Origin of the sequence: Protofrankia sp. Cr2 (assembly GCF_963555885.1) — a bacterium.
Taxonomy (GTDB): domain Bacteria; phylum Actinomycetota; class Actinomycetes; order Frankiales; family Frankiaceae; genus Protofrankia.
On record NZ_CAUVXG010000082.1, the window covers coordinates 1 to 11500 of the forward strand.

7 protein-coding genes are annotated in these 11500 nt (G+C 67.9%); 2 read left to right on the top strand and 5 right to left on the bottom strand.

Annotated features, from left to right (window positions below):
* Positions 1–679: 679 nt before the first annotated feature.
* Positions 680–2101 (top strand): ImmA/IrrE family metallo-endopeptidase, encoded by a 1422-nt coding sequence (locus U9978_RS22535; protein WP_322763150.1) that lies wholly within the window; start codon positions 680–682, stop codon positions 2099–2101.
* Positions 2102–2194: 93 nt separating this feature from the next.
* Here U9978_RS22535 and U9978_RS22540 read toward each other — a convergent pair whose 3' ends face one another.
* The 4 genes from U9978_RS22540 to U9978_RS22555 form a co-directional block, all read right to left on the bottom strand.
* On the bottom strand, positions 2195–2806 hold the full coding sequence (locus U9978_RS22540) for a TIGR03086 family metal-binding protein (RefSeq protein WP_322763151.1): 612 nt from the start codon (positions 2804–2806) through the stop codon (positions 2195–2197).
* Positions 2807–3040: 234 nt separating this feature from the next.
* Entirely contained in the window at positions 3041–3241 is a 201-nt protein-coding gene (locus U9978_RS22545) for a hypothetical protein (protein WP_322763152.1), read from the bottom strand.
* Position 3242: 1 nt separating this feature from the next.
* Entirely contained in the window at positions 3243–3668 is a 426-nt protein-coding gene (locus U9978_RS22550; protein ID WP_322763153.1) for a type II toxin-antitoxin system VapC family toxin, read from the bottom strand.
* Positions 3665–3928, bottom strand: a complete 264-nt coding sequence (locus tag U9978_RS22555; RefSeq protein ID WP_322763154.1) for a hypothetical protein — start codon at positions 3926–3928, stop codon at positions 3665–3667. Before U9978_RS22555 ends, U9978_RS22550 begins: the two co-directional genes overlap by 4 nt.
* A 158-nt stretch (positions 3929–4086) precedes the next feature.
* Here U9978_RS22555 and U9978_RS22560 point away from each other — a divergent pair, with 158 nt between their 5' ends.
* Entirely contained in the window at positions 4087–10107 is a 6021-nt protein-coding gene (locus tag U9978_RS22560; protein ID WP_322763155.1) for a pentapeptide repeat-containing protein, read from the top strand.
* A gap of 40 nt (positions 10108–10147) precedes the next feature.
* Here U9978_RS22560 and U9978_RS22565 read toward each other — a convergent pair.
* The coding region (locus tag U9978_RS22565) for a glycogen debranching protein (RefSeq protein ID WP_416211104.1) at positions 10148–11500 on the bottom strand (1353 nt) is incomplete at its 5' end.

The window sequence follows — 11500 nt, forward strand, 5'->3', positions numbered from 1 at the left end:
TCCCAGTCCCACTCCTTGATCCACGCCCCTGCGCGGGCGCCGCTCTCCTGCAGTCTCGTGTGTCATTCTCGGCTGAGAGCGCCCGCCGACAGGGGCGTGGATCAAGGAGTGGGACTGGGACACGAAGATCAACCGGGCAGACCCCAGCAGAAGGGAGGCGGAGCATGGATGAACAGGGCGTTGCCGCAAAGCTACAGCCTCTGCTGTACGAGCCCAATCCCAAACACAAACCGGTGCCCGTTCCCGGTCGGCATGGGTCAATCTGTCCTCGGGATGCCGCCGGGGAGGCTCTCCTCGCGACAAGCGACCTGTACGGCCAGAAGAGGTATGCAACCGATGGCGCCCGCCCGTACTGCGCGCAACAGCACGACGCTCAACGCAACGCATGGCACGGATATCCTGTCGACTGGGACGAGGTTCCCCCTTTGCTGGTAGGGGACCGGGTAGCGGCTGGAAAAGTCGATCGCCGGACGGTTCGCCGAGCGAAGAGGCGGCGGGAACGGTGACTCTCAAGTGGGAGCGATTCACCGGGAGCACAGACGTATTTGCCGTGCGGCTCGGTTTTATTCCCGATCCTGACGAAGGCCGTGCGGCCGGCCCGGAAGAATCGGCGTCATGGGGATCCCTTCAGCTGTGGGTCCAAGATCAGAATATCTGCACACACATCGATCAAGGTGAAATGCTGCAGAGCGTTCACTGGTATCTCCTACCCTTCCTGGAATGGCTCGTTGATTCATGGAACCCCCTGCTCCACGAGGAACGTCCGCCAAACCGCAACGCGGGTGATTCTGCCGTCTCCTCGCTCGAGGCAACACGGAATGCTCCTGAGCTCGCCGGCGAAGCGGCGACCATCGTCTGGGAGCAAGAATGGTTCGAGTGGCGCGGGCGCCATGCGGTACGAACGGCTCGGGCCGGCGGGCTGTTTCCGAACGTGCTGTTTCGCCGCCTGCGTGACCACATAGAGATCAGCTGGGCGGAGGAGGGCCTCGCCGGCGCCCCCGAAGGCTTCCAGTTCAGCGCTACCGCGGGCAGATCCCTGCTGATACCGGAAGAAGTCGCCGGCCCGCTCCACGAGGTCCTTGCCGCAGCTGTGGCGTATCTGGGGAACACCATCCCGGGTAGCGAACGCCTGGCGATACTACAGGCCAAGATCGGCGATCTGACTGTTCCAGCGCAACACGATATCCGGCTGCGATGGCTCGCCGGCCTGGCAACCGCACCTCCCATGTCGAAACGACTTCTCGGCCGAACTACCGAGGAGGACATCAGGTCCACCTGGTCAGCAGTGCTGGGGGCACTGGGGACGCTGGGGGACCAACGACGGGACGAAGCTGTGCACGCTGCGCTGGCGACGGACGACACTCCGCTGGTCATAGCGGGTTCATGCCAGGCAGCCCTTTTGTTCGGCGCCGTGTCGCCGACGGTCTCAGAAGCCGACGTACGGACACTCGCACAGGTTCTCATCGATCAGCACAGTGCCTCGGACGTCGAATCGGAGTACTTGAAAGAGCTGACTACACAAGAATCACTTGGAGCTGCCGTCACCCCTTGGGAACAGGGCTACGACCTCGCCGAGTCGCTTCACCAGAAACTTCACGTCACAGGTGACTGGATCGACGTCGAGCACCTTTTTCAGGATCTCGAGATTGCCCGATTGGACCGCGGGCTCGATGATCCAACTATACGGGCCTGCAGCATTGTTGGTCCACAGCACAGGCCGACGGTCGTCGTCAACGGCAGCTCTTTCTATGCGGACAACCACGCAGCCGTGCGGTTCACCCTGGCACACGAACTCTGCCATATTCTTTATGATCGGGCGCAAGGGCGCCGCCTGGCAATTGCGAGCGGCCCCTGGGCACCCCGGGGAATCGAGCAGCGCGCGAACGCGTTCGCAGCCATGTTCCTGATGCCTCCACACCTGGTGGCGACTGCCGTGGCAGACTCCCCCGACCCCATCAGCGACCCGAACGGGGTCCGGACGGTGGCGTCTCGCCTGCACGTCAGCAACCGTGCGGCAATCGAGCACCTCTACAATCTCACCCTTATGGACGAAAACCAGCGCGACGAACTGTTACGCAAGCTGGGCCTGACCATCTATTAGCTTGTCGTTTTCGGAACGGCGCGACGATCTGGCCGAAACAGGATGCCGGCATCTCCTGCGGTCGCTGCGGATTTCCGGTGACCCCGATCCGGGCTACCGCTCGACAGGGTGACCCGGCGGCATCCAGCGCGGGTCGCGGCCGGTGAAGGCAACCAGCCGGTCGACGGCGGCGGCATCCGCCGATACCCCGACTTCCGGGCCGAAGGCGCCGCCGCGGTACTGGGGTTGGAGCATGTCGCGCAGCGCCGCCAATGCGAACTCCGCGTGTTCGGCGCTGAACGGCAGCGGTTGGCCGGTGGCCACCGCCAGGTCCCACCCGTGCACCACGTACTCGCCGACCATCATCCGGTAGACGACGGGACCCGGCGTGGGGGGTCCGGTGAGCGCGACCATGGCTTGCGGCCCGCCGGCGCGCCAATGCCGCAGCACGCTGGTGGCCGCGTCCGCGAAGTCCGTGGCGGGCTCGGGACCCGGCCCAAGCGTTTTCGGATCCACTCCCGAACGTCCGGCAAAACCGGCATCGAACATCCGCAACCAGCTCACCATGTGCTCGACCAGCGCCTGAACGTCGAAGTTCGGGCACGGGGTCGGCCGTTGCAGGGCATCGGTCGCAACAGCCGCGATCAGCGCCCGCGCCCCGGCCAGCACGCCCTCCAGCGTCGCGCCGTCATCGGCGTCCGGGGCGCCCGTCGCCTGACCTGCCACCGTTTGACCTGACGTCGCTTGACCTGGCGTGTCAGAAGCTGTTGGTGTCACCCTGCCCACCCTAAACTCATGGCCCTAACCCATGGCCGGGTAGTTGGTTACTGAAGCGGATTGTCAATGGGAGCGATCGTCAGACGCGGATCACGCTCAGGTCCGGCACGTCCGCGTAGTCACCATCCTGACTGACCACCGGAACGTCGAGAGCGAGCGCGGTGGCGGCAAGCCCTGCCGCAGTCACAGCGGCGGCAGATCGTCGGTTGTGTCCGCGGCCAGCTCGTCGAGGTCGGCCCGGAGTTCGGGATCGGCCTGTCGAGACAGGAACCGGCGCACGAACTCCTGGCGGATGATGAACTGGGGACGGCGGCCCACAGCGGTGAGGCGGGCGACCGGCCGGCCGTCAAGGTTGATGATCATATCTTCGCCGGCTTGGACCATCTCAGATCTTGGTGAGAGTAACCCGGCTACCGCAGAACGCCATGAGATCGCCAGGGTCCGCGGTGAGCACGGTAACGGGGCCGCGGCCGGGGCCGGCACCGGCAAGTGCGGTGGCGCAGAGCATGGCATCGATCGCGTACTTGTGACCGTGCAGACCCGCATCACCGAGGAGAGCCGCCGCGTGGCGGGCGATCTCCTCGGTGACAGGCTCGACGACGATGCGGGACAGGGTCCATTCCAGAGCCGGGCGCCTGATGCGCGGGTGCACCACTTCGACCAACGTCGCCGCACTGGTGATCACACGCATGTCGTCGGCGCGGGCCAGCGCGAGCCAGGATGTGACGTCTCGGTCGCGCTGTACGGCTTTGGCGAGTCCGTCGCTGTCCAGAACCAGGGTGCCGCCCGCAACGGCGGGCGTACGGGTCATGCCGCGCTCGGGCCGGAGCTGCGCTGCTGCTCGCGAGCGCGCAGCAACGCGTCGCGTCTGGCCTGGATCTCCTCATCGGTGATCGGCCCGTGTTCGGCCTCCGCGACCGCGATCAGGTCGTTGAGGTTGTCGCGTTCGATCTGGCGCGCAACGGCCGCGGCAACGTATGCGGACAGGCCCGAGGGACCGCCACGGGCGCGGGCCGCCTCCGCGACATCCCGGGGCATTGTGATCGAGTACTTCTGGGTAGGCTCGCCCATGCTCCTTATGCTACCTCCGGTATTCCCATTGGATGGTTGACCGCACCAACGCGCTGGACGGGAAGGCCGGACGGAAAGGCGACCGGCCGAACGCTGGACGTCGAGCACCGGGCACGCCCGACGACCGTGCTGGGCGCGGATCGTGACATTCTTGGCTCATGGGTGATGGGGGCGGGGTATCTGACACGACGCGTTCGGACAACGACGTTCGCTACGACTTCTTCGTCAGCTACACCGGCGCGGACGCGGCCTGGGCACAGTGGATCGCGTGGCAGCTCGAGGCGCGCGTGCGGTTCAGCGAGCGGCCCGCGCGCGTGTTCGTGCAGGCATGGGACCTCGTTCCGGGCACGAACTGGGCAACCAGCATGCACCTCGCGCTGCCGGTCTCGGCCCGGGTGGTGCCCGTCCTGTCCCCCACATATCTGAAGGACTCCCGGTACGGCAACGCCGAGTGGCTGGCGATCTGGCCGGACGACCCCGAGGGGCTCAAGCGCCGGATCGTGCCGGTGGTTGTCGCACAGTGCAAGCCCACCGGGCTGCTGGCCACCATCAACTCCATCAATCTGGTCGGCCGCGACGAAGCAGCCGCCTCCGACACGCTGCTCGCGGGAATCACCGCTTCCGTCAAAGGCCGCGCGAAACCCACCGTCGCCCCGCAGTTCCCAGGCCCGGACGGCCGAGCTACGCACGGTGCGGGCCAACCGAATTTCCCCGGACCTGTCAGCGCGGTCACCGTGCCAGCCGCAGCCGTGTCCGCAGCCGTGTCCGCAACCACGGCCATCACGGTCCTGCACATCTCCGACACCCAGTTCGGGGCCCACCACGTGTTCGGCCGGGCCGGACTCACCGAGGCAGACCGCGCCCGCTCGTCCCTGTTCGGGCGGCTGCACGACGATCTGCGAGACCGCGCCGAATTCGACGGCTTACGGCCGGACCTCGTTGTGATCACGGGCGACCTGACCGAGACTGGCGCGAAGGGCGAGTTCGACCAGGCATACGATTTCCTCATCGCGCTGGCGGAGAGCCTGAAACTCGACCGGAACCGGTTCGTGCTCATTCCCGGCAACCACGACGTCAACCGGCTGCTCTGCCAGGCCTATTTTCTGCAGTGCGAAGCGGCCGACGAGACTCCCCTCCCGCCGTACTGGCCGAAGTGGGGCTTCTTCGACACCCTGCTCGGGCGGTTCTACGGCACCAATGCCGTGATCGGCTTCGCCGTCGGCGCGGAATGGTCCCTGATCGAGATCCCCGACCACAAAGTCGTCGTGGCCGGGTTGAACTCGACGATGGCCGAAACCCACGAAGAGCACTACGGCTGGCTCGGGGAACACCAACTCCACACCGTCGCCGACGGGCTGCGCCGCTACGAGCGGGACGGCTGGCTACGGATCGGCGCCGTGCACCACAACCCGATCAGGAGCGCCACCTCGGACGACGAGAACCTCCGCGACGCGGACGACCTCGACCGCATCCTCGGCCCCCACCTCAACCTGCTGCTCCACGGCCACACCGATGACGGTCGGGTCAGCTGGCTACCATCATCCGGGCTGCCGGTGGCCTCCACAGGCAGCGCCGCGGTCGACGCGCAGGCCCGCCTGCCCGAGATACTCAACCAGTATCAGCTTCTCCGCATCGACCGGGACAGCTTCACCCGCTGGACGGGAGACCTGCGTATCGACCCAGCCGGTAACTCCCGGTCGATACGCACACCGCACACGTTCCACTCGGTGCACGCGGCATTTCCGACCTCACCCGGGGACAACGGTGATATATCGGACCAGCCGCCCCTGCCACCCGACACGCTGGACGAGATCGCGGAGGTGGCCCGCCTGCGCCACCCGGACGCAACGGTCAAGCGGATCGACGCGTCCGGCGAGCGGCCCGCCCACCTGCGGGTGCGGCGGGCCGAGGGCAAAGTGGTGGAACAGCGGGTCATCGGTCTGGTCGAGGGCACGGTGGACGCGGCGGCAGTCGACGAGTTCGCCACGACAGTCCGGGCGCCGTACCTGGCCGCCTTCCCTGGCCTGTTCACCGACCTTGTCCACACCGGCGCGACACCGGCCACGCCCGAGCTGGTCGCCGACGCCGAGCGGCTGGGTGTACGGCTGCTGAGCATGCTCGAATACCAGGGCGTGCTGGACCTGCGCGGCTACGTCGACCGGCAGACGGCCCGGCTGCGCGCAGACGCGGACTATCCACCCGAACTGTACGTGCCACAGCACATCCGCCGAATCGACCGCACCACCGGCTCCGGCACCGGCACGGCCCCCGCAACCGGCCCCGCCCTCGAGCAGATCGTTGAGTGGCTCACCACCGACGAAGCCCGGTTCATCCTCGTGCTCGGCGACTCCGGCCACGGCAAGACCTTTCTCGCGCATGAACTCGCCCTGGCGTTACCCCGCCACCTGCCACATGTGGACCCGATGCTGATCGAGCTGCGGCAGCTGGAGAAATCCATCGAGCTCGACCGGCTCATCGCCCAGCATCTGGTGGACTCCCAGGTCCGCCGGCCAGACCTCGACGCCTTCCGCTACATGCTCGCCCAGGGCCGCCTCGTACTGATCTTCGATGGTTTCGACGAACTCGCCACCCGCGTCACCTACCAGCGCGCAGTCGCGCGCCTCGGCACCCTGCTGGCTGCCCTCGACAACCGGGCCGACCCCGACAGCCGGGCGGCGGCCACCAGCCGGGCAAAAATCGTCGTGACAAGCCGGGCCGAGTTCTTCCTCACCGACGACGACGTGCTGACGGTGACCGGCGAAAGGGTCGAGCGGACGCTTGGCCGGTTCATCGTCCGGCTGGCGGAGTTCACCCCCGAACAGATCGATGACTTCCTCGTCGGCCGCTTCACACGGGCACTGTCGACGGCATTCCCCGACACCGATGCCCGCCGCGTAGAAGCGGAACAACGGGCGACAGCCCGGCTGGACCTGATCCAGCACGTGCGGGACCTCCCCGACCTGGCACGTAACCCGCGACTGCTGTCGTTCATCGCCGATCTGGAGGAGGACCGGCTGCGCGCGGCGCGCCAGCGTGGCGGTACGGTCACCGCGGCGGACCTGTACCGGGAACTCCTCGGTCAGTGGCTGGTCTACGAGTGCGACCGGTCACCGGAGATGACGGTCGAGGAACGGAACGCCGCCGTCACCGAGCTCGCCGTGACGCTGTGGCGCGACGGTGTCGCCTTCATCGACCTGGCCAGGCTGACCGAGATCGCCGCCGGGGTGCTCCAGTCGATGCGCGACCCCCGGGGTCTTACCCCGGCCGAGACCGCCCTGCTGCTCGGTTCGGGTACGGCACTGCGCCGCGATGCCGACGGGAGGTTCTCCTTCATCCACCGGTCGGTGATGGAGTATCTGGTCGCGGCCGACATCGCCCGCCGACTCACAGCGCCGACCGGCCATGCTGGCCATGCCGGCCATGCCGATGACCTGCTCGCGGCACGGGAGATGTCGGAGCTGATGGCCGACTTCTTCGCCGATCTGGCCGACCGGACCGAGGCGGCCCGCTGGGCCCAGAACACCGTCGACGATCCGAACGCGCCCGCGGTGGCAAAGGCGAACGCGCTGGTAGTCGCACGGCGGCTGAACATCCCGCTACGGACCGGGGCGAAGTTCGCCGGTACCGATCTCGCCGGCCACGATCTCGCCGGCCGGGACCTGCGCGATGCCGACCTGCGCCGGGCGAACCTCACCGACGCCCGCCTCGACCACGCCGACCTGCGCGGCGCCGACCTACGCGGCGCCATCCTCACCGGGGCCTCTCTGGCGGGGACCGCGCTGTCCGGCGCGGACCTGACCGGAACGAAACTGACCGGAGCGACGGTTCGCGACGTCAGCGCGGAGCGGGTAATGGCCCGCAAGGCAGCCCTCGACGGCATCCAGATCATCGGCGGGATGCTGCCCGGGCTCGACCTGGCCGGCGCGTCGATGAAGCAGGCGAGGGTGACCGGCACCGAACTCACCGGAGCGGACCTGACCAGAGCGGACCTGCACGGTGCCCGCTTCGTCGACACGGACCTGACCGGCGCGGTCCTGACGGAAAGCCGGTGGTCACGGGCGGCGGTTCTCGGTGGGCGGCTCGGCGCCGCCCGAGACGCGCCCGAGTTGGCCGCAGCGGCGGTCGCCGGTCGAGACCCCGCGCAGGCGATGCTGCGGTCGCCTGCCTCGCCAGAGAATGCAGTGGCGTTCTCCCCGGACGGCACCATGATCGCATCTGGAGGGGACGACCGCACGGTCCGACTGTGGGACACCGCCACCGGCCAACAGATCCGCACCCTGACCGGGCACACCGGCCGGGTCCGGTCGGTGGGGTTCTCCCCGGACGGCACCATGATCGTCTCCGGGTCGAGCGATCACAAGATCCGACTGTGGAACACCGCCACCGGCGGGGAGCTGCACACCCTGACCGGTCACACCGGCCGGGTGCGGTCGGTGGGATTCTCCCCGGACGGCGCCATGATCGCCTCCGGATCGGACGACGGCAGGGTCCGACTGTGGGACACCGCTACCGGCCAGCAGATCGCGGAGATGACCGGCCACGGCAGTCCGGTGTGGTCGGTGTCGTTCTCCCCGAACGACACCATGCTCGCCTCCGGAGGAGACGACCGCACAGTCCGACTGTGGGACACCGCCACCGGTGGGGAGCTGCGCACCCTGATCGGCATCGGCAGCCCGGTGTGGTCGGTGGCATTTTCCCCGGACAGCACCATGATCGCCTCTGGATCGGACGACGGCAAGGTCCGACTGTGGAACACCGCCACCGGCCAACTCCTACACACCCTGACCGGCCTCACCAACCCGAAGGTGGTGGGCAGCATATGGGACGACACCGAGCCTGACGGCCAGCGCTTTGCCCCCACCGCCCGCACCAAACCGGTGCGGGCGGTGGGGTTCTCCCCGGACGGCACCATGATCGCCTCCGGATCGGACGACCACATGGTCCGACTGTGGAACACCGCCACCGGCCAACAGATCCGCACCCTTACTGGTCACACCAGCCCGGTGTGGTCAGTGGCATTCTCCCCGGACGGCACCATGATCGCCTCCGGGTCTGAGGACCACACGGTCCGACTGTGGGACACCACCGCCAACCAACAGATCCGCATCCTGACCGGCCACAGCGACCGGGTGTGGTCGGTGGGATTCTCCCCGGACGGCACCATGCTCACCACCGGATCGGGCGATCGCGCGGTCCGGCTCTGTGACACCACCACCGGCCACCAGACCGCGCTTATGATCGCCCCCACCAAACGGTTGTGGTCAATGGCATTCTCCCCGGACGGCACCATGATCGCCTCCGGGGGAGACGACGGCAAGATCCGACTGTGGGACACCGCCACCGGCCAACAGATCCGGACCCTGCCCGGCCAAGCCAGCCGGGTGTGGTCAGTGCGGTTCTCCCCGGACGGCGCCATGATCGCGTCCGGATCGAGCGATCACAAGGTCCGGCTGTGGGACACCGCCACCAACCAGCTGATCGCGGAGATGACCGGCCACACCGACCGGGTGTGGTCGGTGCGCTTCTCCCCGGACGGCACCATGATCGCGTCCGGATCGGACGACCACACGGTCCGGCTCTGGAACACCGCCACCGGCCGACAGATCCGCATCCTGCCTGGTCACACCAGCCCGGTGTGGTCGGTGGGGTTCTCCCCGGACGGCACCATGATCGCCTCCGGGGGAGACGATCGCACGGTCCGGCTCTGGAACACCGCCACCGGCCAACAGATCCACACCCTTACTGGTCACACCAGCCCGGTGTGGTCGGTGGCATTCTCCCCGGACGGCACCATGATCGCCTCCGGATCGAGCGATCGCACGGTTCGGCTGTCGGACACCACCACCGGCGCCGAACTGCGCACCCTCACCGGCCACACCAGCACGGTGCGGTCGGTGGAATTTTCCCCCGACTGCACCATGATCGCATCCGGGTCGGACGATGCCACGGTCCGGCTGTGGGACACCGCCACCGGCCGATCGATCGCGACTTTGATCGGCGTTCGGGACGGGTGGGCGCTCCTGCTTCCGGACGGTTCGTACAAACTCGTCGGTGAACCGGACGGCTCTTTCTGGTGGGTGATCGGGAACGTCCGCTTCGAGCCCGGCGAGCTGGACGGCTACGACCCGACCGTCCGGCGCGTCCCGGCGGACGCGCCGCTGGTCCTACCAGGCGGCTGACGCACGAAGGGCGCACCGCTCGACCCGCGGGCCCAGCCTGTCAGGAGCGGCTGAGGATGACGACGCTGCGTGGGCCGACGTCGATGGTGGGGCCGGTCGGGCTGGTGGCGGTGGGCTGCGGCGGGTCGGGGGCGGTGGTGTCCAGCACGAGCCCCCAGCCCGTCCCGGGCAGGGTGAAGGTCACCGGCTCCCAGTAGGCGTTGAAGGCCACCAGCAGCTCGCCGGCACCATCGCCGGCGTCGTCGCCGGCATCATTACCGCCGCGCAGGTGGGCGGCGAGGGCATGAGCGAACGTCGCCTGCCAGTCGCCGTCGGTCATGGGCTGCCCGTCCGGGCGCAACCAGGTCTCCGCCACGCCGCCGCCGGCCGCGGACGAGACGCTGGTCGGGAATCGGCGGGCACGCAGCACCGGATGCTCGCGGCGTAGCCGGATCAGGCCGGCCGTGAAGGCGATGAGATCGGCGCGGTCCGGGTGGTCCGGGTGGTCGGGCTGGTCCGAGTGGTCGGGGTGGCCGGCGGCGGCGGCCCAGTCCATCCAGGAGATGTCGTTGTCCTGGCAGTAGGCGTTGTTGTTGCCGCGCTGGGTGCGGCCGAGTTCGTCGCCGTGGGAGAGCATCGGCACGCCTTCGCTGACCAAAAGCGTGGTGAGCAGATTGCGTTGCTGGCGGGCGCGCAACGCCAGGACGGCCGAGTCGTCGGTGTCGCCCTCTGCGCCGCAGTTCCAGGACCTGTTGTCGTCGGTGCCGTCGCGGTTCCCCTCACCGTTGGGGTCGTTGTGCTTGGCGTTGAACGACGTCAGGTCGCGCAGCGTGAAACCATCGTGGCAGGTAATGAAGTTGATGCTGGCCACCGGGCCGCGGGTCGGGTACAGGTCGGAGCTGCCGGCCAGCCTCGTGGCCAGCGCCGGAACCGTTCCCTCAACACCGCGCCAGAAATCGCGAATGTCGTCACGGTAGCGGCCGTTCCATTCCGACCAGCCTGCCGGGAAACGGCCGACGTCATAGCCGTCGACGCCGGTGTCCCACGGCTCGGCGACCAGTTTCACCGCGGTCAGCACCGGATCCTGCGCGATCGCGTCGAGGAACGCCGAGTACACATCCCACCCGGCGTTCTCGTCGCGGGACAGGGACGCGGCGAGGTCGAAACGGAAACCGTCGACGCCCATCGCCACCACCCAGTACCGCAACGCGTCCAGGACCAGGCGCAGCGCCGCGGGATGCGCGAGATCGAGCGTGTTTCCGGTGCCGGTGGTGTCGTAGTAGAAACGCCGCTGCCCGGGGACGAGCCGATAGTAGGCGGCGTTGTCCAGACCGCGATAGCACAGCGTCGGACCGTTCTCGTTGCCCTCGGCGGTGTGGTTGAAAACGACGTCGAGCAGCACTTCCAGCCCGGC

What these genes read in the sequence shown, in the direction of transcription:
- U9978_RS22535 (WP_322763150.1), top strand. Translation starts at nt 680, where the DNA reads ATGCTGCAGAGCGTTCACTGGTATCTCCTACCCTTCCTGGAATGGCTC.
- U9978_RS22545 (WP_322763152.1), bottom strand. Translation starts at nt 3,241, where the DNA reads ATGGTCCAAGCCGGCGAAGATATGATCATCAACCTTGACGGCCGGCCG.
- U9978_RS22550 (WP_322763153.1), bottom strand. Translation starts at nt 3,668, where the DNA reads ATGACCCGTACGCCCGCCGTTGCGGGCGGCACCCTGGTTCTGGACAGC.
- U9978_RS22555 (WP_322763154.1), bottom strand. Translation starts at nt 3,928, where the DNA reads ATGGGCGAGCCTACCCAGAAGTACTCGATCACAATGCCCCGGGATGTC.
- U9978_RS22560 (WP_322763155.1), top strand. Translation starts at nt 4,087, where the DNA reads ATGGGTGATGGGGGCGGGGTATCTGACACGACGCGTTCGGACAACGAC.